The sequence below is a fragment of the Frateuria aurantia DSM 6220 genome, assembly GCF_000242255.2.
Classification (GTDB): Bacteria; Pseudomonadota; Gammaproteobacteria; order Xanthomonadales; family Rhodanobacteraceae; genus Frateuria; species Frateuria aurantia.
Map to the genome: position 1 here is coordinate 1,207,987 of NC_017033.1, position 25,857 is coordinate 1,233,843.

Sequence of the window (25,857 nt, forward strand, 5' to 3'; positions counted from 1 at the left end):
CCACCTGGTTCGCCGGGCCGGAGAACAGACCCCGCCTTGCGGGGATGCAAGCCAAAGGTATGCCCATGATCGTCAGTTCCCTGCTTGACACGGATCTCTACAAATTCACGATGATGCAGGTGGTTCTGCATCATTATCCGGCCGCCGAGGTGGAATATCGCTTCAAGTGCCGGACCCCGGATATCGATCTGGCTGCGTGCATCGATGCCATTCAGGTCGAGCTGGAACATCTGTGCCGGCTGCGGTTCACGGCCGACGAGCTGGACTATCTGCGCGAACTGCGGTTTGTAAAAAGCGATTTTGTCGATTTTCTGGGTCTGTTCCAGCTCAATACCAAATATGTGCAGATCAGCCCCTCCACCGAGCGGGCGGGCGAGATCGAGCTGGTCATCCGCGGCCCCTGGCTGCATACCATCTTGTTCGAGGTGCCGCTGCTGGCCATCATCAACGAGGTGTACTTCCGTCAGACCAGCGGGCATCTCAGCCTGGACGAGGGACGGGAACGCTTGCGGGCCAAGGTGGCGATGCTGCGGGATACGCCGGGGCATCAGCCTTGCCGGATCGCTGATTACGGGACCCGCCGCCGGTATTCACGCAACTGGCATGCCGAGGTCGTCAAGACCTTGCGCGACGAGCTGGGTTCGCAGCTGGCCGGCACCAGCAACGTCTGGCTGGCCCGCCGGCTGGGCCTGACTCCGCTGGGCACCATGGCCCATGAATACCTGCAGGCCCATCAGGCATTGGGGCCGCGTTTGCGGGATTCGCAGGTGGCCGCACTGGAAACCTGGGCCAGGGAGTATCGTGGCGATCTGGGCATCGCGCTGTCTGATCTCTATGGTCTGGATGCGTTCCTGCGTGATTTCGACATGTATTTCTGCAAGCTCTTCGACGGCACCCGTCATGACTCGGGCGATCCGTTTGAATGGGGCGAGCGGATGCTGGCCCACTACAAGGCCTGTCGGGTAGATCCGCGCGGCAAGGTACTGGTCTTCAGCGACGGTCTGGACATTCCCAAGGTGCTGGCCTTGTTCGACCGCTTCCGCGACCGCTGTCAGCTGGCCTTCGGGGTAGGTACCAACATCACCAATGATGTGGGGCCGCAGCCTTTGAACATCGTCATCAAGATGGTCCGCTGCAATGGCCAGCCTGTGGCCAAGCTCAGCGATTCGCCGGGCAAGAGCATGTGCGAGGACAAGGCCTACGTCGCCTATCTGCGTCAGGTCTTCGAGATTCCCGACACGGTCGGCTGAGCCGGCCGTGTCAAAATCAAATATGTGGGTCGGCTGAGCCGGCCGTGTCAAAATCGCACATGTGGGTCGGCTGATCCGTCGATGTCGAGATCGAATGCCCGGGAAGACTGATACGGCCACGCCAGCGCGGCTTTGTCGAACCGGCCGAGTCTGCCGCTCGGTGCCGATCGCTGCGTGTGGCTTTCCGGCCGGAGCAGAGCAGGCCTCGTGGTGATGGTCCTGCCAACGGAAAGGCCTGCCGGGCGGTACCGGCGGGCCTCCGTTATTCAGGCGCGGTCAGGCCAATGTATCCGCGAGCAGCGGATCAGAACGCCGGAAGGACCGCACCATGGTAGTGGTCGATGATGAACTGGCGGGCCTCGGGCGAGGTCAGTGCGGCGGCGAGCGCCTTCACTCGTGGATCGTCACGATTGTCGGGACGTCCCACCAGGTAGTTCACATAGGGCGAGTTCTTGTCTTCGATCAGCAGCGCATCCTTGACCGGGTTCAGGCCGGCGCTGAGAGCGTAGTTGGTGTTGATCAAGGCCAGATCCACCTCGTCCAGGGTCCGCGGCAGCATCGCCGCTTCCAGTTCGCGGAATTTCAGGTGATGCGGGTTGGCCGTGATGTCCTTGACCGTCGACAGCTGATTGTCCGGATCGCGCAGGGTGATCAGGCCGTGCCGGGCCAGCAGGAGCAGGGCGCGACTGTCGTTGCTGGGGTCGTTGGGCAGGGCCACGCTGGCGCCGTCCGGCAGGTCGCCGATGGCGTGGATCCTGCGCGAGTAGGCGCCGAAGGGCTCGATGTGTACGCCGATGATGGTGACCAGATTGGTGCCGCGCTGGGCATTGTAGGCATCCAGGTACGGCTCGGTCTCGAAGTAGTTCACATCGATGTTCTTCTCGACGACCTGCTCGTTGGGCTGGACATAGTCGGCGAACACCTTGATCTGCAGATCAATGCCCTGCTTGGCCAGCAGTGGCTTGATCGCCTTCAGGATCTCGGCGTGGGGGACCGCGGTGGCGGCCACCGTCAGCACCTGGTCATGGCCGCTCCTGGCGGAAGGATCGGAAGAGCCGCAGCCGGCAAGACCGAGCGACAGCAGCAGAAGGACAAGCAGTTTTTTCATGATGGGACTATGCAGCGGCAGATGTCGGCAGCATAGCCGGCCAAGGGTGAAGGCGCAAAAAAATCTGATCAACGGCGAGTGAAGTGCGCCACGATGCGATCACCCAGCATCTGCAGGATCTGCACAAGTATCACCAGCAGCACCACCGTGACCAGCATGTAATTGCTCTTGTAGCTGAGATAGCCGTAACGGTAGGCCAGATCGCCGAGCCCGCCGGCGCCGATGGTGCCTCCCATGGCGGTGTAGCCGACCAGAGCGATGGCCGTCACCGTGATGCCGGCCCAGATGCCGGCACGGGCCTCGGGCAGCAAGACCCTGTGGATGATCTGCCAGGTGGTGGCACCCATGGCCTGACTGGCCTCGATCACTCCCTGGTTGACGTCGCGCAGCGAGGTTTCCACCAATCGGGCGAAGAACGGCGCCGCGCCGATGACCAGGGGCGGAATCGCGCCGCGCAGACCCAGCTTGGTTCCGACCAGGGCATAGGTCACCGGCATCAGCACGATCATGAGGATGATGAAAGGCACTGAACGCAGGATATTGATGACCAGCGACAGCAGGGCATAGACCGCCGGCTGGGCCTTGAGCTGGCCCGGGCTGCTGAGGAACAGCCAGACCCCCAGAGGCAGGCCGATGGCCACGGTCAGTGCCAGCGAGCCGCCGAGCATGGTCAGGGTATCCAGGCAGGCCTGACCGAGTTCGGACCAGTCGTCGATCTGGGGGAACCAGTGTTGAAGCAAGGACATCATGCGTGGAGCTCTTCGAAATGGATGCCGGCATCACGGATCGCGTCGATGGCGGCCTCGGCCTGGTCGCCTTGCACGGTCACGGTCAGCTGGCCGTAGGGTGTCTGCTTGATCTTGTCGATGCGCCCGTCAAGTATCGTGAAATCGACCTCATGGCTGCGTGCGATCCGGCTCAGCAGCGGACTCCAGGTGCTGGCGCCATGGAAGGTCAGCCGCAGCAGGCGGCCGCCCGGGGCGGCAGGATCGGCCGAGACCTGGGCATCGCTCAGACCATGGGCTTCGGAGACCATCTGCCGGGTGGCGGCATGTCGCGGGTGCAGAAACACGTCGGCGACCGCGCCTTGTTCGACGATGCGCCCATCTTCCAGCACGGCGACCCGGTCGCAGACGCGGCGGATCACGTCCATTTCGTGGGTGATCAGCACGATGGTCAGGTTCAGGTCGCGATTCAGTTCGGCCAGCAGCTCAAGCACCGAGGTGGTGGTCTGCGGATCCAGTGCGCTGGTGGCTTCGTCGCACAGCAGGATGGCCGGGTCATTGGCCAGTGCGCGCGCAATACCGACGCGCTGCTTCTGCCCGCCCGACAGCTCCGAGGGATATTTGTCGGCGTGGTCCGAGAGGCCGACCCGGGCCAGCAGCTCTTCGACCCTGGCCCGGATCCGGGGGGAGGACTGCTCGCCGGCCAGGCGCAGGGGCAGGGCGACATTGTCGGCCACGGTGCGGGTGGCCAGCAGGTTGAAATGCTGGAAGATCATGCCGATACCGCGCCGCAGCCGGCGCAGATCGGTCGGTCCCGCGGCGGTGATGTCGGCACCGTCGATCAGGATGCGCCCGCCACTGGGGCGCTCAAGCAGGTTGATCAGCCGCAGCAGGGTGGATTTGCCTGCGCCTGAAGGCCCGATGATGCCGAAGACTTCACCTGCTTCGATCTTCAAGCTGAACGGATACAGGGCCGGTACGTCCTGGCGCTTGATCCGATAGGACTTGTGGACCTCGACAAATTCGATCACTGGGGCTTCCGTGTGGATTCAAGCCGGAAAGTGTACGCGATTGGATGAATCGCTCCTATGTCGCCGGACGCAGGGTGCGCGCGCAGATGCAGGGAGTACGTTATTATTTTGTTACTTTCACACCCTGATATCGCTGGCATGACCACTGTATATGACTTTTCGGTAAAGGATATTGATGGCGGCCTGCGGGCCTTGTCCGAGTGGAAGGGCCGACCGCTTCTGATCGTCAATGTCGCCTCGCAGTGCGGCTTCACGCCCCAGTACGAGGGTCTTGAGGCCTTGTATCAGGACTGGCGTGAGCGTGGACTGATGGTGCTGGGCTTTCCTTGCAACCAGTTCGGCCACCAGGAGCCGGGCGATGCCGAGGAGATCAAGCTGTTCTGTCGCACCGAATACGAAATCAGCTTTCCCCTCTTTGCCAAGATCGATGTCAACGGACCGCATGCCGATCCGCTGTACCAGTGGCTGAAATCGCAGGCCAAAGGCATCTTCGGTACCGAAAAAGTCAAATGGAACTTCACCAAGTTTCTGGTCGGCGCGGACGGTCAGGTGATCCGTCGCTATGCACCCGGTGACAAGCCCGAGAAGATCGCCGCCCAGCTGGCCGGCCTGCTCGGTCGCTGAGGCGACCGGCGTGACGGGCCGAAGCTGCCTCGATCATGTACCGGCCTGTGCGGTGGCGATACCTGCGCGGTGATGCCCTGCTGGCCTGACTTGTATCAGCCGCCATCGGCCGGGGGCCGCTGCATCGCGAGGGCGGCAGGGCCTCAGACCTCTTGCCGATGAGGACGCTGATGACTTTCAGCCCTCGACCTGTTCCAGCCAGACCGGCACGGGCAGGCCCCGGTCGCGCAGAAAGACCGGGTTGAACAGCTTGGCCGGATAACGGGATGCCGGGTCGGCCAGCATGGTGACAATGGTATGGCCAGGGCCCATGGCCGTGGCCATGGCGACGGCCGCGGCGATATTGACGCCGCTGGAGCCGCCCACGCCGTAGCCTTCATCGCGCAGCAGGCGATGGATCCAGGGAATGGACTCCGTATCCTCGATGGTCCAAGCCATATCCACCGGCGCCCGCTGGAAATTGGCGGTGATCCGGCTGGAGCCGATGCCTTCGCTGATCGAATCACCGCGGGCCTGCAATTCGCCGGTATGGACCCAGGCGGCCAGCGCCGAACCGGCGGGGTCGGCCAGGCCAATCCTGATGGCCGGATTCAGGGCCTTGAGTGCCCGCCCCACGCCAGCCAGGGTACCACCCGTGCCGGCGGCACAGACGAACCCGTCTATCCGGCCTTCGGTGTCAGCCCATATCTCCGGGCCGGTGGTCTGCTCGTGCCACTGGCTGTTGGCAATGTTGTCGAACTGGTCGGCAAACCAGGCACTGCCGGGTTGTTCCGCGTTCATCGCCTCGGCCTTCGCGCGTGCGGCATGGGCATAATGGCCGGGATCACGATACGGTACCGCCGGCACCAGCACCACCTGGGCGCCGGCCTGTCGCAAGGCATCGATCTTGGGCCGGCTTTGTGTGGCCGGCATATAGATCAGGCTGCGATAGCCGCGGCTGTTGCCTACCAAGGTCAGGCCTATGCCGGTGTTGCCGGCCGTGCCTTCGATGATGCAGGTTCCGGGGCGCAGCCGTCCCTGCTTCTCGGCGTCCAGAATCAGGCCGAGAGCTGTGCGATCCTTGATCGATCCGCCGGGATTGAGGAATTCCGCCTTGGCCAGGATCCGGCAGCCTGTCAGGCGGGATGCTTCACGCAGATGGATCAATGGCGTGCGTCCGATGCAATCGGACAGATCGGTGCGAATACGGGTCATGGGCTTCAGGGGCCTTTCTCTTGATATCCGGGAAACGTCGGGCATGTATTTGATCTATTTTTGCATAAAAATTCTTGGCTTATATAAAGTTCATTAATTTCAATGATTTGACATTGATGTGGCCGGATGTCCAATGGTTTGGGGTCATGGATGGCATGACGTCCATTTGGCTGTGTTCTGGTTGCAAGTGTATGGATATAAAGCGGTTTATTTTGCGCTGGGTTGATATTTTGCCAGACGTCTAAATGGCTGTTGACAGTCTGATTTTTGGGGCGTACAGTTCTTGGTACTCATCGAGACCGGCGGAGGGACAGGCCCTTGGATGCCGGGGCAACCTGCAGATCATGCTGCAACGGTGCCAACTCCTGCGGAGCGTTCCATGGACGCTTTCCGGAAGATGGGCGGACCCTTGCAGGGTCGGTTCATGTGCGGAAAGGATCTGGAGCGGATTGCGGGGGCGATGCCACTGGAGATCCGAATGTCCGCCCAATCTGCGATCCACATGACTTCTGCCAAAGCTTCGAATGTGGTGGCCTTGCGCCCCCAGGTGGCGCTGACCCATCAGCGCGGTTCCCGCCACATCGACCTGAAGCCCAAGTACGGCAGTGATTCCAGCCAGGTCGAGGTCCGCTATCTGTGGGCGGGCGCCGCCCATGCCCCGACCGTGGTGGTCCAGGGTGGCATCTCGGCCGATCGCGATGTCTTCACTCTGGAAGGGCGGTCCGGCTGGTGGCAGGATCTGGTCGGCGAGGGCAAGGCGATCGATCTGCGCCATTGCCGCGTGCTGTGCATCGACTGGTTGGTGCCGGCTGATTTCGAGGGTCAGTCCCTGACAGCGGTTTCGACCGAGGATCAGGCTGATGCCCTGGCCGGGCTGCTGTCCGAACTGGGTATCGATGCGGTGGAGGCCTTTGTCGGCTACTCCTTCGGCGCCATGACGGGACTGGCCTTTGCCCAGCGCCATCCCGACCGGCTGGGCCAGCTGCTGATGTTCTCCGGTGCCCATCGCGCGCATCCGATGGCGACGGCCCAACGCTCCATCCAGCGTCAGATCGTGCGTATGGGGCTGGCCAGTGGTCAGCAGGAACTGGCCTTGTCGCTGGCCCGCCAGCTGGCGATGACCACTTACCGTGGCAGCGAGGAGTTCGGTCGTCGCTTCGCCGCCGCGCCCGAATTTCGCGAAGGCCGATTTCAGTTCCCGGTCGAGGACTACCTCAGCCATGTCGGCCGCAAGTTTGTCGAACGCTTCGACGTGGAGCGTTTTCTGGCCTTGTCCGAGGCCATCGATCTGCACGATATCAACCCGGAGTCGATCCGGGTGCCGGTCACCTTGATCGGCATTGCCTCCGACCGGCTGGTGCCGTTGGCTGACCTGTGCGAACTGCAGAGCCGCTTGCGCGGTGCAGCGCTGGAAGTGATTGATTCCCCTTACGGCCATGACGCGACCCTGAAGGAGGCGACCAAGGTGGCGCCCCTGCTGCGTCAGGCCCTGAACTGTTGTTGCGGAGTTTGAATCCCATGAGTGATAACGCCTCCCTGACCCGCGCCGTGCGTGCCGGGATCGAGACCGATACCCAGTTCGGCGCGGTGGTGCCGCCTCTGCACCTGTCGACCAACTACAGTTTTGAAGGTCTGGGACGCAAGCGGCCCTATGACTACAGTCGCAGCGGCAATCCCACCCGCGATCTGCTGGCCGGCGCGCTGACCGAGCTGGAGCAGGGCGCGGGCGCCGTCGTTACCGCCAGTGGTATGGCCGCGGTGGCGGTCGCACTGGAACTGGTGCCCGCCGATGGTCTGGTGCTGGCGGCCCATGACTGCTATGGCGGTACCTGGCGGCTGCTGGATGCCTGGGCGCGCAAGAAGCGCTTCCGCGTCGAGTTCATCAATCTCACCGATACGGCTGCGCTGGCGGCCGGTCTGGCCAGGAAGCCGGACATGGTCTGGGTCGAAACTCCTTCCAATCCTTTGCTGCGGATCACCGACATCCGCCATGTGGCCCAGGCTGCCCGTGCCGCCGGTGCGCTGACGGTGGTCGACAATACTTTTCTGTCGCCCGCGCTGCAGCAGCCGCTGGCGCTGGGGGCGGATATCGTGGTGCATTCCACCACCAAGTACATCAACGGTCACAGCGATGTCGTCGGTGGCGCGGTGATTGCCGCGGATGCCGCCGTGGCGGACCAGTTGAAGTGGTGGGCCAACTGCAACGGCCAGACCGGCGCGCCCTTCGACAGCTATCTGACCCTGCGCGGCTTGCGCACCCTGGGTGTGCGGATGCGTCAGCATCAGGAAAATGCCCATGAAATCGCTGCGTTGCTCGCTTCGCACCCGGTGGTGGGCGCGGTTTATTATCCCGGGCTGGCTGACAATCCGGGCCATGCTCTGGCGGCCCGTCAGCAGCAGGGCTTCGGTGCGATGCTCAGCTTCGAGTTGAATGGCGGTGCCGAGCAGGTCGCGGCCTTTGTCGACGGGCTGGAATACTTCTCGCTGGCCGAGTCACTGGGCGGGGTGGAAAGCCTGGTTGCCCATCCAGCAAGCATGACCCATGCCGCCATGTCGGTAGAGGCTCGCCACAGTGCCGGCATCGCTGACAGCTTGTTGCGGCTGTCGGTCGGCATCGAGGACGGCACCGACCTGCTGCGTGATCTGCGGGCCGGACTGGAGCGGGCTTCGGCCGTGACCGGCTTGAAACAACAGGTTCAGGCATGAGCCGGGCGGACGTCCCGGAGGTGAGGCGACAGGTCGTCACGGGCGCGCACAGTGCCGTGGCGGTGCTGGGCGCGGGCGTCGTCGGTGCGGCCCTGCTGAAACTGCTGGCCACGCCGGCCGCGGCCCAGCTGCGGCTGGTCGGGCTGGCCAATTCCCGGGCCCAGGTTCAGGATCCGGCCGGGCTGGAGCTGGCTACCATTGGCGCGCAGCTGGCCGGCTCGAAGCTGGGGCGTGATGATGGCGCCCTTGTTGCGGCGCTGGATGCCAGTGGCTGTCCGCACAAAATCATTGTTGATGCCACGGCCTCGGTCGATGAGGCTTCGCGTCATGCCGAATGGCTGCTGGCCGGCTATCATGTGGTGACCGCCAACAAGTCGCTGGCTGGTGGTGAGCTGGCTGGCTGGCGCAGCCTGCAGGCGGTGTTCAGGCAGGGTGGCCGCTATGGTGATTCAGCCACGGTGGGCGCGGGCCTGCCGGTGTTGCCGACACTGCGCCGACTGCATGCCTGCGGTGATGGTCTGCTGACCCTCGAAGGCGTGTTTTCCGGCTCGTTGTCCTATCTGTTCAATCAGTACGATGGCAGCGTGCCGTTTTCTTCCCTGCTCAAGGAGGCCAGGCGTCTGGGTTATACCGAGCCGGATCCGCGTACGGACCTTTCCGGTGCCGATGTGGCTCGCAAACTGCTGATTCTGGCCCGCGTCGCCGGTTTTGCGCTGGGAGCCGACGAGGTCGAGGTGGAAAGTCTGGTGCCCGAACCTTTGCGGGAAGTCTCTGCAGAGGCTTTTCTGGCCGGCCTGGCATCATTGGACGAGGCGCTGGCCAGGCGTTGTGCCGAGGCGGCCTCGCGTGGTCATGTTCTGCGTTATCTGGCCCGGCTCAATCAGCGCGGCAAGGCCAAGGTCGGCTTGGTGGAGGTGCCGACCAGTCATCCGGCGGCTCGGCTGTATGGCACGGACAACCAGTTTGCGCTGACTACCACGCGTTATCACACCCAGCCGCTGGTGATCCAGGGGCCGGGGGCCGGTCCCGAAGTCACGGCCCAGGCCTTGCTGGGCGATATTCTGGCACTGCATCCCTTCGTGTGACGGAAGGGGCGCCCAGAACGGCGAAGCCCGCGTGACGGCAAGGTCACGCGGGCTTCGTTTCAGCTGGGCGTCGGCCGGTGGAGCCGGTCTGGATCAGTGCTGTACCGGCTGCTCGGCAACTTCGGCCAGGGTTGGCGTGCTCCAGCCCGAGCGTACGCCCCAGACAAAGAACACCAGTCCCAGCAGGGCAACCACGCCCAGGTCCCAGCCATAACGGATGTAGTCATGGCCGCCGAATTTGGCGCTGCCTGCCCAGGACACCAGCGCGATGCAGGGCAGGTAGGCGATCAGCCATCCGGCTCCCTTGAGCTGGCGGCGGAAATCCTGCCAGCCGGCCTGACTCTGGTAATAGAAATAGATCGGCAGTGCGGCGATCATCAACAGGATGATGCCGCCGGTCAGTGGCCAGCGCGCCCAGTACAGCAGCTCGGTGGCGAAGACAAAGCCCAGGCCGGCCAGTACCGACAGCATCGGCACCCGGAAGGGGCGGTGCCGCCCCGGCGCGGTGCGGCGCAGTGTCATCACGCTGACCGGTCCGGTCAGATAGGAAATGATGGTGGCCACGGAAATGACGGCCGCCAGTGTGCCCCAGCCACGGAAAAAGAACAGGAAGACAAAGGACACCCCCAGATTCAGCCACATCGCCGGGCGTGGAATGCCGAAGCGCGGGTGAATATGGCCCAGCACCCGGGGCAGGGTGCCGTTGCGCTCCATGCCGTAGATCATGCGGGCGGTGGTGGCGGTATAGGTGATGCCGGTGCCGCTGGGGCTGACGAAGGCATCGGCGTACAACAGCACCGCCAGCCAGTTCAGGTTCAACAGGATCGCCAGCTCGGCAAAGGGCGAGCGGAAATCGATGCCATGCCAGCCGTGGGCGGCCAGCATTTCGGTGGGGACCGCACCCAGGTAGGCGACCTGCAGCAGCACATAGACGATGGTCGCGATCACGATCGAGCCCAGGATCGCGAAGGGCAGGCTGCGGCCGGGATTGCGGGCCTCGCCGGCCAGATTGACCGGACTCTGGAAGCCATTGAAACTGAACACGATGCCGGCGGTGGCCACGGCGGTCAGGATCGCAGGGAAGTCCAGGCTGTGACTGCCGCCATCGACGCCGATCTGCAGATTGGCCGGGTGAAAGCCCGAGGCCAGCAGCGACAATCCGGTCAGGGCGGGAATCACCAGCTTGACGATGGTGATCGCCATATTGGAGTGGGCAAACAGCTTCACACTCCAGAAATTCACCAGGAAGTAGACCACCACCAGGGCGGCGGCGATCAGCAGGCCGACATGACTGAGCTCGCTGTGGCCGCCGGCAACCTGGCCATACAAGGCGTGCGCCCAGTCCCAGGGCCAGGAGGCCATGTACTGCACCGAAGCCTCGGCCTCGACCGGGATCACCGAGACGATCGCGATCCAGTTGGCCCAGGCGGCGATAAAGCCGACCAGCGAGCCGTGCGAATAGTGGCTGTAACGGACCATGCCGCCGGATTCCGGAAACATCGCGCCCAGTTCGGCGTAGGTGATCGCGATGGTCGTCACCACGGCGGCACCCAGCACCCAGGCCCAGATGGCCCCCGGACCGGCCAGACCTGCGGCGCGCCAGGCACCGAACAGCCAGCCGGAACCGATGATCGACCCCAGTCCGGTGAACATCAACGCCCACGGACCCATATCGCGACGGATCGCGCTTTCATTAGCCATGCATCTTCCTCACTGCGGACAGCTGGTGTCGCCCCTTGCGGCAGCTGAGCACCCCCGACATTCCATGATCGCAGAATAGGCATAAGGTTGTAACATGATTTCATGGAACAGGCGCAAATACGGGGGCTCCCGCAGCCCTGGCCGGCGGCCTTTGCGCCCGACGGCATCGTGATGTCAGGCACGGCCCTGGTGGTCGTGGATGGGGGTGCCCAGCCGCGACCCGGGATGGGAGGACTCCGCGTTTGAGTTCTTCGCTGCGTTCCCTGCTGTACTCGACGAAGTTGTCGATTGCCGCCTTTCTGGCCTTGTACATCGCGTTCGCCTGGGATTTCGACTATCCCTACTGGACCATGATGACGGTCTATATCCTGGCCTTGCCCACCAGTGGTGCCATGCATCAGAAAGGTGCTTTCATGATCGTCGGCACGGTGACCGGTGGCACTCTTGGCGTGCTGTCGGCGGCTTTTTTCGGCAGCGAGCAGCCGGTGATGCTGGCTTCCCTGCTGCTGATTCTGGTGATTGCCACTTATTTTGCCTTGCGTGACCGGCTGCCAAGTTTCTACATGTTCATGCTGACGGCCATCACCTGCCTGCTGGTGGCCCTGCCGGGGCTGGATACGCCCGATCAGGTGTTTCTGCGGGCAGTGCATCGCACCCAGGATCAGCTGGTGGGCATGACCTGTCTGTTTGCCGTGGACATGCTGCTGTTCCCGGCCGACATCATGAAAGCCCTGCGGGACATGGTCGATGGCTGGATGGCTGCTCTCAAGACGATCAGTCTGGCCGCCCTGCGTTACGAGGTGGTCGGCGCGGATGAACATGGCCGGGCGGTGGACAAGGCGGCCCAGCTGGATCCGCTGTCACGTCAGATCCGCTACGACAGCCTGGACTACAGCGCTCGTCGTTCACGTCTGAGCGCGGTCCTGCATACCCAGGGGCTGCGGCTGCTGCCGGTGCTTTCCGCACTGGCGGACGTGGACCGGGCCCTCACCCGCGACCGGGTGCCACCGGCCCTGGCCGAGGTGCGCTCGGACATGGCGCAGTGGCTTGAGGCCGATTGCGCCGGCCCTTTGACCGAGGATCTGGCGCGCAGGCTGCGGCATCTGGTGTTGCCGGTCGGGACCGATGCGGCCGGCGTGCTGCTGCGGCTGCAGCGTCGTTATCTGCGTGGCATCTATGCCGGCTGGTGCCGGCTGGCGTATTGCCATCGCCAGCTGCTGGCCGAACATCCCCGTGATGTGCGCCTGCCTCGCGGCGCTCGCCCGACGCCGACCAATCTCGCCCACGTCGATCGTGGCTACGCGATCAAGTCGGCCTTGGTGCAAGGGGGGCAGCAGCTGAGTTTCTGCCTGCTGTGGTCCTATGCGAACTGGGATTCGCCGTTTGCCGCCCTGGGCATGGTACTGGGCACCGTGTTCTTTATCGTTTCGGCGATGGCCGACGATCCGTTGGTCGTGTTGCGGGCACTGGTGTTCAAGCTGGTGCTGGCCCTGGTGGTGGTCGGCTTCTACATCAGCTGCGTGATGCCTTATACCACCCATTTTGAAACCCTGATCATGGGTTTGTTGCCGGCCATGTATGTGCTGGGCTCGCAGATTCTCAAGCCCGGGGCGATCCTGTACGCGGTGCTGCCTTTTGCCATGCTGCGGCTGGGCAATGACGGGCCGGGCATCGGATTTTCCACCCTGATCAACAGTGGCGCGGGTCTGGGCGTGTCGATGGCCTGCAGCCTGTTCTGGATGGTGCTGGTGATGCGCAAGCCGCCAGGCGGGGTGCTGCGCCGACTGCGAAAGGACAATGTGCATGATCTGGAGCGGGTGGTGCAGGGGCGTGAATCGCACGGTCAGCGCTATGCCTGGCGGGCTCTGGATCGCTTCATCATGATCCACAGCCGGGTCGGCCCCGAGGGCGGGCGTGCGACTGGTATCATGGCGCGAACCCTGCGGGAAATGAGAGCTGGCATCGAGGTGAGCGTGCTGAGACAGCAGCAGGCGCGGCGCGAGGAATGGCGTCAGCCCCTGGACCAGTGGCTGCAGCGACTGGATGAGCAACTGGCACGTCGTCGTCAGGATGACGAAGCCAGGGTCGATCCGGCGTTGTGCCAAGGGCTGGATCAGTTGATCGCCCGGGCGACCGCCGAGGCCGGCCTGCGTCGGCTTTCCGATGCGCTGGTCGCGCTCAGGGTGCTGCTGTTCCCCACGGCCGGCCTGTCGGAGGCGATGTGATCGATCTGAGCAGCGATCTGGATCTGATGGGGGTCTTCGTGCCTCCGGTGGGCATGATCGGGATCGTGGTATTTCTGCTGCTGTTTCTGCCGATACGGCTGCTGATGATGAGGCTGCGGGTCTACCGGCTGTTCTGGCATCGCGGTCTGGTCGATGTCTGTCTGTACTCGATTCTGCTGGGTGCAACCCTGCTGGTGCTGGGCTTGCCGCGTGCCGATCTGAACCTCCCTTTCTGAGTCCCGCATGCGATTACGACATACCACCATCAATGTTCTGGCCGTGTCCGGCCGCGTCGTACTGAGTCTGTTTCTGGCGGCCGTCGCCTGGTTTCTGCTGGATGCCATCTGGACCTATTACGAACGTGATCCGAGGACCCGCGACGGTCATGTGCGGGCCGACGTGGTGGGGGTGACCACCGATGTCAGCGGGCTGGTGACCGCCGTCAACATCGAAGGCAACCGTTTCGTCCGCAAGGGCCAGATCCTGTTTCAGGTCGACCCGGCCCGTTTTGCCATCGCCCTGCGTCAGGCCGATGCCACGGTCGAGAGCCGCCGGGCCGACCTGATCTATGCCCGTCAGCAGGCCCGTCGTGACCACGCCTTGCGAGGTCTGGTCGCCCAGCAGCAGACCGATCAGGCCGACAGTAATCTGCGTGCGGCCCATGCGGCGCTGGATCTGGCGCTGGCTGCCCGGGATTCGGCGGCGCTGGATCTTCGGCGGGCCACGGTGCGGGCGCCGGTCGACGGTGTGGCCTCCTATGTGAATCTGCGTCCAGGGGCTTATGTGCATGCCGGCACTGCGGTGCTGGCCTTGGTTGACGCCGACTCGATCCGGGTCGAGGGCTATTTCCAGGAAACCCGGTTGGGGCGGATCCATATCGGGGATCGTGCACGGATCCATCTGATCGGTGACAAGACCTTGCTGTATGGTCATGTCAGCAGCATCACCGGTGCCGTCAATGATTCCGATACCACGGTGGGCAGCAATCTGCTGCCCAGCATCGACCCCAATTTTTCCTGGGTGCGGCTGGCCCAGCGCGTGCCGGTCCGCATCACTATCGACGGCCATCCCGCGCAGCCCTTGCTGCTGCCGGGGCGCACTGCCAGTATCGTGATTCTGGGCTCGGACCATGTGCCGGCGAGCGCGGCTTCGGCACCTTCTGCCGGCAGCAGTGCCACTGCGCCGGCCGGTGATCGCAATCACTGGCCGCAGCAGGTCGCGCCGGCGCAGCCCGGTGCCGCCGGGGAATGGCCGTGATCCGCCCGTGGCGGAGCGGCCTGTATCTGTTGCTGGCCGGTCTGGCCGGCTGCAGCTGGTTTCATCCGGTCGGGCCTGACTACCATGCGCCCGGCAAGCCCAAGGCCTTGCCGCTGGAAAATGCCGATGAGGCGGTGTTTTCCAGGCAGGCGCCGGTCGACGCCTGGTGGCAGCTGTACCGCGATCCGGCGGTGCAGTCTCTGGTCCGGCAGGCTCTGCACAACAATCTGGATCTGCGCGCCGCCGCGGCTAGTCTGCGCCAGTCCCAGGCCGCGCTGGACGAGGCCCGCACCCAATGGCTGCCCAGTACTGACCTCAGCGTGTCGGCCAGCCGACGTCGCGGCAATGTCTATGGTTCGCCGCTGCTGCAGGAGACCTCGGGCTTTATTTCCGGCCTGACCGTGTCTTATGAGCTGGACTTGTTCGGCCGCATCCGCCGCACCGTGGAGCAGAGCCGGGCCAGCGAAGAAGCCCAGCAATACGCCTTTGTCGCCGCTCAGCTGCAGGTGGCCGCCAGCACCGTGCAGGCCTATGCGCTGGCCTGCCAGAGTCAGGCCCAGCTGGACGTGGCGAACCACAGCATCGCGATCAGCCGGCAATTGCTGGAGGTCACTGGCCGGCTGGCCAGCGGCGGCGCCAGCAGCGAGCTCGACGTCACCCGGGCCCGGGCCCAGCTGGCCAGCAGCCAGTCGGCCGTCGCGCCGTTGCAGGCCCAGCGCAATGGTGCCTTGTATGCGCTGGCGGTCCTGCTGGGCGAGCCGCCGGAACATCCTCCGGTCGCGGCAGCGACCTGTGCGCGGCCGCCGACCGTGCAGCAAGTGATACCCGTGGGTGACGGCCTGGCCTTGCTGCGGCGACGGCCGGATGTCAACCAGGCCGAGCGCGAACTGCAGGTTGCCAGTGCCGGCATCGGCGTGGCCAAGGCCGCCTTGTGGCCTACGGTCAGCATCGGCCTGGGCTATGGCGGTGCCGGTGGCACCATTCCTTCGATGTTCGAGGCCTCGGATCGGACCTGGAGCGCAGGTCCGTTGCTGCACTGGACGATTCCCAATCGCCGGCTGGCTCATGCCCAGATCGCCTCGGCACGCGCCGGTCTGGATGTCGCCCTGGCGCGCTATGACGGAGTGGTGCTGAACGCTCTGAAGGAAACCGAAGGGGCGCTGGATGACTATGCCCGCGCCCTGGATCATCGCGAGGCCCTGATCAAGGTCCGCGATGCCGATGCCACGGCGCTGGCCCAGGCGACGCGCCTGTACCAGCGCGGGGCCAGCCCGTATCTGGACATGCTGACCGCCCAGCAGACCCTGGCCGGCTCCGAGGCCAGCCTGGCCCTGGCCGATGGCGCCGTCGCCGCCGACCAGATCGCGGTGTTTCTGAGTCTGGGCGGCAGCTGGGATGCCAAGGCCCAGCAGGCCGCCGACGAGGCCCAGCGCGTGGCCCGCGATCATGCCCGTACGGACCTGCAGCAGGACAGGCGCTGAGCCCGGAACTGGCTGCCATGGCGATCGCGGCAGCAAGAAACAGAAGTTGTCGCTCTCGGCAAAGTACCTTTGACGTTGGCGCTGAATGACCTGCAACATGCCCTTGGCTGCAACGGTTTCGGGCCATCGCCGTTCACAGACATGTTCTTCTGCCGGATCTCTAAGTGGATCCTTGTCGCCAAGGGCGATGGTATTGCGGGGCAGCCCTGGGCTGAGCTTGCGAAAGTGCAGGCGATGGCCCGGGGAGGGGCTGGCGGCGGGAACTGGCGCTCATGGCGCCGATGTCCTTCGAGCGGCCTCTGCTCATGCTTTCGTTGATGATCCGGCGCACTGACTTCGGCTTCTGCTGCACGAGGAGCGTCTGTCCGGTGCGCACCCATTCGTCGGGTCTCCAAGGGCTTCAGGATGTTTCGTCATATGGCTCGTCAGGACCAAGGTCAGGCTCCACGCCGATGCGGTAGGTGACAACGAAAGGCGCCCATTCCACATGCTCCGCCAGGTCGATGTCGTCGCAGACGAGGATCTTTGTCTGGGCGCGCTCGAAGAGCGCGATGCTCGCCGCGGGATAGTTGTTGCGCGACGGATAGAGCACCCCGTCGAACAGTGGCACACCGGTCTCTGCGAGCATCGCGTGCACCTGGGCGGACACCTGCTGCGTGTGCGTGTAGTCGCGGCCGGCCAATGGCTCCAGATTCAGGCCGAAGTAGCCCGCCATGACGCCCTGCGCCGTGAGGTCGGCCAGGAACATGTCATCCAGTACGCCTGCTGCGCGCACCATCCAGGCCCGGACTTCTTTCAGCGCGATCGAGCGTTGCGCGTCCGCAAGCCATGGGTGCTTGTGAAATACCGATTCCATCAGCGCCGTGGACAGGTCGCGCCCCAGGTAGAGCAAGCCATAGCCCCGTGCCGGGTCATCAGAGCGATTGGTGCCGCTGCGGCCCTAGTACAGCGGGCTGCCCCGATAGATGACGCGGCTCACATGCTGGAGCAGTTCACCGGCCTCAATCAGGAACGAAGGCAGCGCGCGGTCCATGATTCAATGCATCTGCAAGCCCAGCACGTTGAACACGGCTTCCGCCACGTCATCGATCGTGCCATTCGTCACCGCGTCCACCGCTGAGCGACCGCCCAGGCCTTCGAGCGGCTCGGACAGTGCGCGATAGATCGTCCAGTGGTCGATGCCCTCGACCTTCTGAAGTACGGTTCGGGTCAACTGCTGCTTTGCCGGATCGAGCTGCCAGTCAGGCACCTTCTGGCCGCGCGGCCCCACGTTGAGCGCCAGCAGTCGGCGGGCAAGGATGTCCTTGTAGATCTGCTGCCGCGACTTGTTCGCCAGCTTCGCGTACACGGGGATCAGCAAATTGTGCGGCTGGTTGAAGGCGTCCAGCAGCGCGGCGCGGCCTCGCTGGACGTCGGTTCCAGTCGGTGCCCAAGGGGTGTCGGCGCGCAGCACGGCCGCCTTGCGCTCCAAAGACTGCCTCACTGTTTCGCCTTCCAGCTTGGCTGGCAGCTTCACTGCCTCCACGCGCTCGTGGACGAAGGCCTGCAACTCGGCCGCGAACGCTGCTGCATCCCGGATGTCGACGGCATCCGTGAAACGGTGAACATCGTCCACCGTGACACGCGGCAGACGCCGGGCAATGAAATCAATGTTGGAGGGCATGGTCATCTCCCAAACGGCTTCGGGGTAAAATCAATATAGTCGCCCTTGTCGCGTTTGTCATTTATGACAAGTGGGCACGGTCCTGCCCGGTACTGAGAGGGTGCCTGAATGTTGAAATCCGTCGAACGATGGGAGTGTCCCGCTCGGGGCAAGCCTGCCGGACGGGAAAAGCAGGCAGGGGTGCCGGCCATCTCGTGAGGTCCGGGTTCGCCGGGGATGGCGGCGCCGGGTGGGGCAGGGGGCAGCCAGCGCGGCCCTCTGCTTCAGGAGTGGGGAGGGGAGGTGTTTTGTGACGGTCTGCCCTCAGCACTCGATGACATTGACGGCCAGGCCGCCGCGCGAGGTTTCCTTGTATTTGTCCTTCATATCGCGGCCGGTGGCGCGCATGGTGGCGATGACCTTGTCCAGCGAGACGCGGTGCTTGCCGTCGCTTTTCAGGGCCATCCGGCTGGCGTTGATGGCCTTGACCGAGCCCATGGCATTGCGTTCGATGCAGGGGATCTGGACCAGGCCGCCGATGGGGTCGCAGGTCAGGCCCAGATTGTGTTCCATGCCGATTTCGGCCGCGTTCTCGACCTGCCAGATATTGCCGCCCAGGGCCGCGGTGAGGCCGCCGGCAGCCATGGAGCAGGCGACGCCGACTTCGCCCTGACAGCCGACTTCGGCGCCGGAGATCGAAGCGTTTTCCTTGTACAGGATGGCGATGGCGCCGGCGGTCAGCAGAAAGTCGATGATGCCCTCGTCGGTGGCCGAGGCGGTACAGCGGTGGTAGTAGTGCAACACCGCCGGCACGATGCCGGCCGCGCCATTGGTCGGCGCGGTGACGACGCGGCCGCCGGCGGCGTTTTCCTCGTTGACCGCCAAAGCATACAGATTGACCCAGTCCAGAATGGTCAGCGGGTCGCGCAAGGCCTGTTCGGGGCGGTCGCGCAGTTCGGCGGCCATGGCCGGGGCGCGTCGGCCCACCTTCAGGCCGCCGGGCAGTACGCCGGGCGAGCGCATGCCGCGTGCCACGCAGGCCTGCATCACGTGCCAGATATGGAGCAGGCCTTCGCGGATTTCGGCTTCGCTGCGCCAGACCTTTTCATTGGCCAGCATCAGCTGGGCGATGCTCAAGTCATGGCGATCGCACAAGGCCAGCATCTCGTCGCCGCTGGCGAAGGGGTAGGGCTGGGGCGTGGTATCGGGAACGATGCGGTTTTCGGAGGCCTCGTCGTGGTTGACCACGAAACCGCCGCCGATGGAGTAATAATCGCCGCGCGCGAGTTCTTCGCCCAGGGCGTTCCAGGCGGTGAAGCGCATGCCGTTGGTATGGAAGGGCAGTTTCTGACGCTTGTTGAACTGCAGATCGCGTTTTTCATCGAAATCGACAGCGACCGTGTCGGACAGGCGGATCCGGCGGTTGCGGCGGATGTCGGCCAGCATGCCAGCAATCATGTCCGGATCGATGGTGTCCGGGTGCTGGCCTTCCAGCCCCAGCAGGATCGCGGTATCGGTGCCGTGGCCGCGCCCGGTCAGGGCCAGCGAGCCATACAGGTCGACCCGGATACGCTGGACCTGTTCGAGTTTGCCGGCCGCCTTCAGCCAGCGCCGTACAAAGCGGGCGGCCGCCTGCATCGGCCCCACCGTATGGGACGAGGAAGGGCCGATGCCGACCTTGAAGATATCGAAAACGCTGACTGCCATGGAATCCTGCCACCAAACCTGATCCGCCATTTTACGCGTGGGGCACAGTTCAAGGCGATGGTTGGCGAGATGGCCCGTCCGGGCTCAGACGGAGGGACGATCCAGAGCAATCGCACGGTCGGCACTGGCGATGGTCGAGGGGCGATGGGCGATGATGACGCGGGTGATGCTGAGCTCGGCGATGGCCTGGTTGATACGGGCCTCATTGGCCAGATCGAGATGACTGGTGGCTTCGTCCAGAAACAGAATCTTCGGCTGCCGATACAGGGCGCGGGCCAGCAGCAGGCGCTGGCGCTGGCCGCCGCTGAGGCTGCCGCCCAGTTCGCTGATCAGGGTCTCGTAGCCCATCGGCATCTGCATGATTTCGGCATGGATATGGCAGCGGATGGCGCAGTCGATGACGCGGTCGCGATCCACGTCCTCGCTGAAGCCGGCGATATTGTCGGTGATCGAGCCGGCAAACAGCTTGTCGTCCTGCAGTACACAGGCGATCTGGTCGCGGTAGTTGTTGAGGCCGACCTTGTGGATGTCCAGCTGGTTGACGAAGATCTGACCTTCGGTCGGCACCAGCAGGCCGCACATCAGTTTCATCAAGGTGGTCTTTCCCAGACCCGAAGGACCGGTCAGGGCCACACTTTCGCCGGGGGCGATGCTCAGGTCCAGCCGGTGGATGATGGGTGGAGCGGTGACATCGTACTGGAAGCTGAGTCCGCGCAGATCCAGGCCGGCCTGGGCATCGGGCGGCAGCAGCATCCGCGGCGGGGCCTCGGCCTCGGGTTCGCTCATGGCGATGTCCGACAGCCGTTCACTATGCAGGCTGAGCATGCGCAGCTGGATGGCCAGACTGACCAGATTGCCGGCGCGATCCGAGAACTGGCCGCGATAGGCATTGAAGGCCACGAACATGCCCAGGGTCATGTGGTTGTCGATGACCTGGCTGGCGCCCAGCCACAGCACGGCGATCTGGTCGATGGCGGCGATAAAGGTGTTGATGCCGCCGAACAGCATGTCCAGCCGGGTGATGTGGATGCGGGCATTGATGGCATCGACGTTCATGTTCAGCCACAGCCGGCCACGGCTGCCGGTCAGACCCAGTGCCTTGAGGGTGGCGATGCTGTACAGGGTCTCCATGAAGTGCGAGCCGGTGCGGGCCTCCTTCACGATCTGGTCTTCCGAGGCCTGTCGATAGGAACGGTAGGTAGCCAGTCGCAGTCCGGCATAGACGGCGGTGAAGCCGACGACGACCCAGACCAGCCAGCCGCCGTAGAGCATCATCATCACCAGCAGGCCCAGGCTCATCACGCCGTCGATGATGCCGCTGACCATCTGGGTGCTGAGGGTGGCGCGCACCGTGTTCAGGGAGCCGAAGCGTGACTGGATGTCGCCGAGCTTGCGCTTTTCGAAATAGGCCAGCGGCAGGCGCACCAGATGCTCGAACAGGCCGGCTTTCCACTGCACGTCGATCAGCGCGCCCAGCACGATGCCGATCCAGGCGCGCAGGGTGGCGACGAAACTGCGGAACAGGGTGAAGAACAGCAGGCCCAGACAGATGGTGATCAGCAGGCCATGGTCGCGGGCGATGATGACATGGTCCATCACCAGCTGGGTGCCGACCGGGGTCAGCAGATTGATGGCCTCGATCACCAGCGACAGGCTGAAGATCTTGGCCAGGGCCGGTCGCAGACCGCGCACCTGGGCCAGCAACGGCCACAGCCGCAGGCGCTGGCGCTGGGTGCGGGGCCGGAATTCGGCGGTCGGCCACACTTCCAGTGCCACCCCGGTGAAGTGGCGGGAGGCCTCGGCCAGACTGATTACGCGTCGTCCCATCGCCGGGTCGTGGATCACCAGCCGGCCGCGACGCAGGCCGACCAATACCACGAAATGGTTGAAGTCCCAGTGCAGCAGGCAGGGCCGGCGCAAGGCCTTCAACTCATCCAGTTCCAGCGTCAAGGCACGGCTGTCCAGTTGCAAGGCCCTGGCGATGGCCACCAGTTGGCCCAGATGCGCCCCCTGGGCCGGCAATCCGTAGTGCTGGCGCAGCCAGGGCAGATCCACCTGCAGGCCGAAATGACCGCAGACCATCGCCAGTGCCGCCAGTCCGCATTCGGAGGCCTCGGTCTGCAGAATCTGCGGCACGTTCCGGCGCAGGCCCAGCTGCAGACGACGCATGGCTTCGCCCCAGTGCGGCTTATCCATGCACCGGACCGCTGACGCTGGTGCGGATATCGTAGAACGGGGCCAGAATCCATTGGTACAGCGGCCGCCGCTCCAGGAACAAGGTGGCTTCGGCGCGCATGCCGCTGGACAGTTGCAGCTGGCTGTCCCGGTAGCGGAAATGGACACGCCCGGGTTGCACGGTCACCTTGTAGAAGGTATCGGCACGGCCGCCGGTACGTGGATCGGCGGCCGGCGGATTGCTGTAGCTGGCCATTTCCTGGGGGGCGGCGGCCACGGCCGAAACCGAGGTGATCAGACCGTCGAATTGCGAAAATTTCTGATACGGAAATGCATCGTAACGGATATTGATGTGCTGGCCGGGCCGGACATAGGGCACGCTGCTGCTGGGCACCCAGAAAATCAGCCGCCAGGCGCTGTCGGTTGCCGGGCTGAGCTGGGCCAGGCTGTCGCCGGGCTGCACCATCTGTCCCACGGTCACCGCCATGGACTGCACGCGGCCGGGGGCGGGCGCCTTGATCAGCAGGCTGCCCTTGGCCTCGGTCTCGTCCAGCTGGCGCTGCAGATCATCACGCCGGGCGCGGTATTGCGCGATCTGGTTGTCGAATTCGGCGGCGCGGGTGGTCAGCTGGCTGCCGATATTGGCGATCTGCAGCTCATCCTGGCGGCTCTGGCTGTACAGGCTCTGGTACTGGTACTGCTGCTGGTAATACAGGTAGCGCTGGTTGCTGCTCTGATCCTTGGTGATCAGTCCGCGTTTCAGATACGACTCGTAGTTCTGCATATTGCGCAGCATGTCCCCCATGCCGACCCGGGCGCTGTCGGCGACCTTGCGGGCCTGGCTGCGGTCCTGCCGGTACATCGCCAGCTGCTGGCGCAGATTGTCCAGGGTCTGGGTCTTGCTGGTTTCCAGGCTGGCGACGATGGTGTCGATGCGCTCGATCTGGCTGCGGATCTGTTCGGCGCCACGACTGTTGACCTCGCCGGAGCGGGTACTGCGGTCCACGTTCAGCTGGTACAGCACGGCGTCCTTGACGACTACCTCGCCTGGGCTGGCCAAGGCCTGCGAGACATAGCCCTGCTGTGGCGCGTACAAGGTGATGGCATGCGGCTGGGTGATCACCTCGCCACCGACGCTGACGCGGCGGGTATAGCGGCCTTCGATCAGCAACCACAGCAGTGCGGCGAGAAACAGCAGCGAGACGGCCGTGACCGCGATCAGGGGCAGCGGCGTAGCCAGCATGGCGTGGCCGTTCCAGCGCTGGCGCTGATGCTGCAAGGCCTGGGGCCGGAAGATGGGTTGGGCCATGGCTGCATTCCCTTGCAGGCCGGCGGTGTCGACGCTGCCCGGGCCTGCCGGCGTCATCCCGTCATGAAAGGCGGGGCCGGTCCTTGCCCCGGCGGCGCCTGGCCGCAGGCTCGGATCACAAACGGCTGCACGATGTCTCGACGGTCAGCCCCATGCATCCTGCCGGGGCGTTGGCGACGTCTTGGGCCTTACGAAACCACAGGCGATATATCGGCTGCGTGAAAGCCAGGTGACCACCGGCGGCAAACGGCGCCGTCGGTGGTCTGGCTCAGTGCGGCAGGGCCAGATCGTCCAGCATGGCTTTCAGGAAGCGCGCGGCATCGCCGCCGGTGACGGCGCGGTGGTCGAAGCTCAGCGACAGCGGCAGCCGGCGATGGACTTCGATGCCGCCCATCACGGCCACCACGTCGTGGCTCAGGCGGCCGGCGCCGATGATGGCCACGGCCGGCGGGACCACGATCGGCGTGCCGTAACGGCCGGCGATGGTGCCGAAGTTGGACAGGCTGATGGTGCTGCCGGTCAGTTCGGAGGGGGCGATGCTGCGGTCCTCGACCTGGCTGCGCAGACGGTTGATGCCTTCGCGGATGCTGGCGGCATCCAGCATGTCGGCATTGCGCAGGGTCGGCACGAACAAGCCGTCGGCGCTGTCCATCGCAATGCCCAGATCCACATGCGGATGCAGGGTCCGGGTCAGTTCCTTGCCGTCGAACCAGGCGTTCAGCGCGGGAGCGATGCGGCAGGCGGCGACCACGGCCCGGACCAGGCGGGCCGTGATGTCCTGCTTGCCGATCCAGGCATGCAGGTCGGCATCATCGACCAGGGTGGTCAGTACCACCTGGGCGTGGGCATCGGCCATGACCCTGGCCATATTGCGATGCACGCCCCGCAGCGGTTCGGGCTGACCCGGGGTCGGCTGGCTGGGCGGTGCGGTGCGGATCGGCTTGCCGGCCTGGCTCAATGGCGCACGCTGGGGCGGGATCTCGACGCTGGGCGCGGCAACAGGAGGGGCGATCTCGGTGGCGGGCCGACCCTGCGGGCGCGGGGCTTCGCTGGGCAGCCGGGCGCAGCCGATCGCGGCGGCCAGCTTGACATCGTCCATGGTGATCACGCCATCGGCGCCACTGGGCATCACCTGCTGCAGGTCAACCCGCAGCTTGTGGGCCAGAGCCCGTACCGCCGGCACGGCCTTGACGCCGTCCCGGCTGAGGGTCTGTTCCACATGCACCTGATCGCCGGCAACCATGGCACCGACCACCGAACCCTGATCGGCACGCGGCGCCTCGGTAGCCGGGGCATGGTGATGGCCGGTGGGCTGCGCTTCGGCACGCTGCCTGGCGTTCGGGTCCAGTTCGAACTCGGCCAGCGGATGGCCGGTGACCACCACCGAGCCGGCCTCGCCATGGCGGCGGGTCAGGATGCCGGTATAAGGCGAGGGCACATCGACCATGGCCTTGGCGGTTTCCACCGTCAGCAGCGGCGCGTCAAGCTTGATGGCGTCACCGAGGGCGACATGCCATTCGATGATGGTGGCATCAGGGAGGCCCTCGCCCAGATCCGGCAGGTGGAAGGTCTTGGTTTCGGCCATGTGCGGATGTTCCAGACGTATTGATTCGAGAGGTATTGAAAGATGAGGGCGCGAGACGCGCCCGGGTCAGCTGACGGCGAGGGTGCGGCGCACGGCGTCGATGATACGCGGGACGCTGGGCAGGTACTTCATTTCCTGGCGGAACAGCGGGATGTGCACATCGTAGCCGGTGACGCGCTCGACCGGTGCGAGCAGGCTGTAAAGGCATTCCTCGGCGACGCGGGCGGCGATTTCGGCGCCGAAACCGGCGGTTTTCGGCGCTTCGTGCACGATGACGCAGCGGCCGGTGCGGGCTACCGAGGCGGCGATGGTATCGAAATCCAGCGGTGTCAGGGTGGCCACGTCGATGACTTCGGCGCTGATGCCTTCGGCCGCCAGGGCATCGGCGGTTTCCAGGCATTCCTTGACCTGGGCACCCCAGGTCACCAGGGTCACGTCCTGGCCTTCGCGCAGCACGAAGCAGACATCCAGCGGCAGGGCTTCACCGTCGTCCGGCACGTCTTCCTTCGAGTGCCGATACAGCCGCTTGGGCTCGAAGAAAATCACCGGATCCGGATCGCGGATCGCGGCCAGCAACAGGCCGTAGGCGCGGGCCGGCGAGGATGGCATCACCACCCGCAGGCCCGGAATATTGGTGAACAGATGTTCGTTGGCTTCCGAATGGTGCTCGGGCGCATGGATGCCGCCGCCCCATGGCGCGCGAAATACCGCCGGCACGGTCAGTCGTCCGCGGGTGCGGTTGCGCATGCGGGCCGCATGGCAGGCGATGTGCTCCATCATCGGATAGATGAAGCCCTCGAACTGGGCTTCGGCGACAGCCTTGATGCCCTGGGTGGCCAGCCCGACGGTGACGCCGGCGATGGTGGCTTCGTCCAGCGGGGTGTCGATGACGCGCAAGGCGCCGAAGCGTTCCTGCAGGCCGGCGGTAGCGCGGAACACGCCGCCATTGAGGCCGACATCCTCGCCCAGCACCACGACGCTCTCGTCGCGGGCCATTTCATGGGCCAGGGCCTGGGTGACCGCTTCAATCAAAGTGAGATGTGGCAAGGCTT

At 64.6% G+C, this 25,857-nt stretch carries 20 protein-coding genes, 1 pseudogene and 1 riboswitch; of the genes and pseudogenes, 9 read left to right on the top strand and 12 right to left on the bottom strand.

Going from position 1 to position 25,857, the window contains the following annotated elements:
• The first annotated feature begins 65 nt into the window (after positions 1 to 65).
• A complete protein-coding gene (gene pncB, locus FRAAU_RS05555) occupies positions 66 to 1,250 on the top strand; it encodes a nicotinate phosphoribosyltransferase (protein ID WP_014402587.1) in 1,185 nt (394 codons plus the stop codon).
• Positions 1,251 to 1,554: 304 nt separating this feature from the next.
• Here the strand turns inward: pncB and FRAAU_RS05560 are convergent, their stop codons facing one another.
• From FRAAU_RS05560 to FRAAU_RS05570, 3 genes are all read right to left on the bottom strand, one after another.
• Positions 1,555 to 2,358, bottom strand: coding sequence for a MetQ/NlpA family ABC transporter substrate-binding protein (locus FRAAU_RS05560; RefSeq protein WP_014402588.1), 804 nt, complete (start codon positions 2,356 to 2,358; stop codon positions 1,555 to 1,557).
• Positions 2,359 to 2,426: 68 nt separating this feature from the next.
• Positions 2,427 to 3,104 (bottom strand): methionine ABC transporter permease, encoded by a 678-nt coding sequence (locus tag FRAAU_RS05565; RefSeq protein ID WP_041270880.1) that lies wholly within the window; start codon positions 3,102 to 3,104, stop codon positions 2,427 to 2,429.
• Positions 3,104 to 4,114, bottom strand: a complete 1,011-nt coding sequence (locus FRAAU_RS05570; protein WP_014402590.1) for a methionine ABC transporter ATP-binding protein — start codon at positions 4,112 to 4,114, stop codon at positions 3,104 to 3,106. Before FRAAU_RS05570 ends, FRAAU_RS05565 begins: the two co-directional genes overlap by 1 nt.
• A gap of 138 nt (positions 4,115 to 4,252) precedes the next feature.
• Here FRAAU_RS05570 and FRAAU_RS05575 point away from each other — a divergent pair, with 138 nt between their 5' ends.
• Positions 4,253 to 4,738, top strand: coding sequence for a glutathione peroxidase (locus FRAAU_RS05575; protein WP_014402591.1), 486 nt, complete (start codon positions 4,253 to 4,255; stop codon positions 4,736 to 4,738).
• Positions 4,739 to 4,915: 177 nt separating this feature from the next.
• Here FRAAU_RS05575 and FRAAU_RS05580 read toward each other — a convergent pair whose 3' ends face one another.
• A complete protein-coding gene (locus FRAAU_RS05580) occupies positions 4,916 to 5,932 on the bottom strand; it encodes a cysteine synthase A (RefSeq protein ID WP_014402592.1) in 1,017 nt (338 codons plus the stop codon).
• A gap of 287 nt (positions 5,933 to 6,219) precedes the next feature.
• Positions 6,220 to 6,336, top strand: a riboswitch (SAM riboswitch).
• A 98-nt stretch (positions 6,337 to 6,434) separates the two neighbouring features.
• On the opposite strand from FRAAU_RS05580, the gene metX reads away from it, so the two are divergent.
• The 3 genes from metX to FRAAU_RS05595 are packed head-to-tail and all read left to right on the top strand — an operon-like array spanning position 6,435 to position 9,723.
• A complete protein-coding gene (gene metX, locus FRAAU_RS05585; protein WP_245546440.1) occupies positions 6,435 to 7,445 on the top strand; it encodes a homoserine O-succinyltransferase MetX in 1,011 nt (336 codons plus the stop codon).
• Positions 7,446 to 7,450: 5 nt separating this feature from the next.
• Positions 7,451 to 8,638 (top strand): cystathionine gamma-synthase, encoded by a 1,188-nt coding sequence (gene metB / locus FRAAU_RS05590; RefSeq protein WP_014402594.1) that lies wholly within the window; start codon positions 7,451 to 7,453, stop codon positions 8,636 to 8,638.
• Complete coding sequence (locus FRAAU_RS05595) at positions 8,635 to 9,723, top strand: homoserine dehydrogenase family protein (RefSeq protein WP_014402595.1); 1,089 nt, start codon at positions 8,635 to 8,637, stop codon at positions 9,721 to 9,723. The genes metB and FRAAU_RS05595 overlap by 4 nt, the downstream gene beginning before the upstream one ends.
• Positions 9,724 to 9,816: 93 nt before the next feature.
• Here FRAAU_RS05595 and FRAAU_RS05600 read toward each other — a convergent pair whose 3' ends face one another.
• Positions 9,817 to 11,424, bottom strand: coding sequence for an APC family permease (locus tag FRAAU_RS05600; protein WP_014402596.1), 1,608 nt, complete (start codon positions 11,422 to 11,424; stop codon positions 9,817 to 9,819).
• A gap of 242 nt (positions 11,425 to 11,666) precedes the next feature.
• Between FRAAU_RS05600 and FRAAU_RS05605 the strand changes: the two genes are divergently transcribed.
• From FRAAU_RS05605 to FRAAU_RS05620, 4 genes are read left to right on the top strand one after another with little or no spacing between them, the layout of a single operon-like run.
• On the top strand, positions 11,667 to 13,649 hold the full coding sequence (locus tag FRAAU_RS05605) for an FUSC family protein (protein ID WP_014402597.1): 1,983 nt from the start codon (positions 11,667 to 11,669) through the stop codon (positions 13,647 to 13,649).
• Complete coding sequence (locus FRAAU_RS05610) at positions 13,646 to 13,885, top strand: DUF1656 domain-containing protein (protein ID WP_014402598.1); 240 nt, start codon at positions 13,646 to 13,648, stop codon at positions 13,883 to 13,885. Before FRAAU_RS05605 ends, FRAAU_RS05610 begins: the two co-directional genes overlap by 4 nt.
• A gap of 7 nt (positions 13,886 to 13,892) precedes the next feature.
• A complete protein-coding gene (locus FRAAU_RS05615) occupies positions 13,893 to 14,906 on the top strand; it encodes an efflux RND transporter periplasmic adaptor subunit (protein ID WP_014402599.1) in 1,014 nt (337 codons plus the stop codon).
• Complete coding sequence (locus tag FRAAU_RS05620; RefSeq protein WP_014402600.1) at positions 14,897 to 16,387, top strand: efflux transporter outer membrane subunit; 1,491 nt, start codon at positions 14,897 to 14,899, stop codon at positions 16,385 to 16,387. The genes FRAAU_RS05615 and FRAAU_RS05620 overlap by 10 nt, the downstream gene beginning before the upstream one ends.
• A gap of 400 nt (positions 16,388 to 16,787) precedes the next feature.
• On the opposite strand, the pseudogene FRAAU_RS05625 reads toward FRAAU_RS05620, so the two are convergent.
• The 7 genes and pseudogenes from FRAAU_RS05625 to FRAAU_RS05655 form a co-directional block, all read right to left on the bottom strand.
• Positions 16,788 to 17,420: pseudogene (locus tag FRAAU_RS05625) on the bottom strand (RES family NAD+ phosphorylase).
• A gap of 3 nt (positions 17,421 to 17,423) precedes the next feature.
• On the bottom strand, positions 17,424 to 18,050 hold the full coding sequence (locus FRAAU_RS05630) for a hypothetical protein (protein WP_014402601.1): 627 nt from the start codon (positions 18,048 to 18,050) through the stop codon (positions 17,424 to 17,426).
• Between the two features lie 303 nt (positions 18,051 to 18,353).
• Entirely contained in the window at positions 18,354 to 19,736 is a 1,383-nt protein-coding gene (locus FRAAU_RS05635; protein WP_014402602.1) for an L-serine ammonia-lyase, read from the bottom strand.
• An 84-nt stretch (positions 19,737 to 19,820) separates the two neighbouring features.
• Positions 19,821 to 21,932: a peptidase domain-containing ABC transporter gene (locus tag FRAAU_RS05640; protein WP_014402603.1), complete on the bottom strand. Its 2,112-nt coding sequence runs from the start codon at positions 21,930 to 21,932 to the stop codon at positions 19,821 to 19,823.
• A complete protein-coding gene (locus FRAAU_RS05645) occupies positions 21,925 to 23,220 on the bottom strand; it encodes an HlyD family secretion protein (protein WP_014402604.1) in 1,296 nt (431 codons plus the stop codon). The genes FRAAU_RS05640 and FRAAU_RS05645 overlap by 8 nt, the downstream gene beginning before the upstream one ends.
• Positions 23,221 to 23,488: 268 nt before the next feature.
• Positions 23,489 to 24,805, bottom strand: a complete 1,317-nt coding sequence (locus FRAAU_RS05650) for a dihydrolipoamide acetyltransferase family protein (protein ID WP_014402605.1) — start codon at positions 24,803 to 24,805, stop codon at positions 23,489 to 23,491.
• A gap of 66 nt (positions 24,806 to 24,871) precedes the next feature.
• On the bottom strand, positions 24,872 to 25,852 hold the full coding sequence (locus tag FRAAU_RS05655) for an alpha-ketoacid dehydrogenase subunit beta (RefSeq protein ID WP_014402606.1): 981 nt from the start codon (positions 25,850 to 25,852) through the stop codon (positions 24,872 to 24,874).
• Between the last annotated feature and the right edge of the window lie 5 nt (positions 25,853 to 25,857).

Coding starts and splice junctions, on each gene's coding strand:
- pncB (WP_014402587.1), top strand. CDS start 66: ATGATCGTCAGTTCCCTGCTTGACACGGATCTCTACAAATTCACGATG.
- FRAAU_RS05560 (WP_014402588.1), bottom strand. CDS start 2,358: ATGAAAAAACTGCTTGTCCTTCTGCTGCTGTCGCTCGGTCTTGCCGGC.
- FRAAU_RS05565 (WP_041270880.1), bottom strand. CDS start 3,104: ATGTCCTTGCTTCAACACTGGTTCCCCCAGATCGACGACTGGTCCGAA.
- FRAAU_RS05575 (WP_014402591.1), top strand. CDS start 4,253: ATGACCACTGTATATGACTTTTCGGTAAAGGATATTGATGGCGGCCTG.
- FRAAU_RS05580 (WP_014402592.1), bottom strand. CDS start 5,932: ATGACCCGTATTCGCACCGATCTGTCCGATTGCATCGGACGCACGCCA.
- metX (WP_245546440.1), top strand. CDS start 6,435: ATGACTTCTGCCAAAGCTTCGAATGTGGTGGCCTTGCGCCCCCAGGTG.
- metB (WP_014402594.1), top strand. CDS start 7,451: ATGAGTGATAACGCCTCCCTGACCCGCGCCGTGCGTGCCGGGATCGAG.
- FRAAU_RS05595 (WP_014402595.1), top strand. CDS start 8,635: ATGAGCCGGGCGGACGTCCCGGAGGTGAGGCGACAGGTCGTCACGGGC.
- FRAAU_RS05600 (WP_014402596.1), bottom strand. CDS start 11,424: ATGGCTAATGAAAGCGCGATCCGTCGCGATATGGGTCCGTGGGCGTTG.
- FRAAU_RS05615 (WP_014402599.1), top strand. CDS start 13,893: ATGCGATTACGACATACCACCATCAATGTTCTGGCCGTGTCCGGCCGC.
- FRAAU_RS05620 (WP_014402600.1), top strand. CDS start 14,897: ATGGCCGTGATCCGCCCGTGGCGGAGCGGCCTGTATCTGTTGCTGGCC.
- FRAAU_RS05630 (WP_014402601.1), bottom strand. CDS start 18,050: ATGCCCTCCAACATTGATTTCATTGCCCGGCGTCTGCCGCGTGTCACG.
- FRAAU_RS05635 (WP_014402602.1), bottom strand. CDS start 19,736: ATGGCAGTCAGCGTTTTCGATATCTTCAAGGTCGGCATCGGCCCTTCC.
- FRAAU_RS05640 (WP_014402603.1), bottom strand. CDS start 21,932: ATGGATAAGCCGCACTGGGGCGAAGCCATGCGTCGTCTGCAGCTGGGC.
- FRAAU_RS05645 (WP_014402604.1), bottom strand. CDS start 23,220: ATGGCCCAACCCATCTTCCGGCCCCAGGCCTTGCAGCATCAGCGCCAG.
- FRAAU_RS05650 (WP_014402605.1), bottom strand. CDS start 24,805: ATGGCCGAAACCAAGACCTTCCACCTGCCGGATCTGGGCGAGGGCCTC.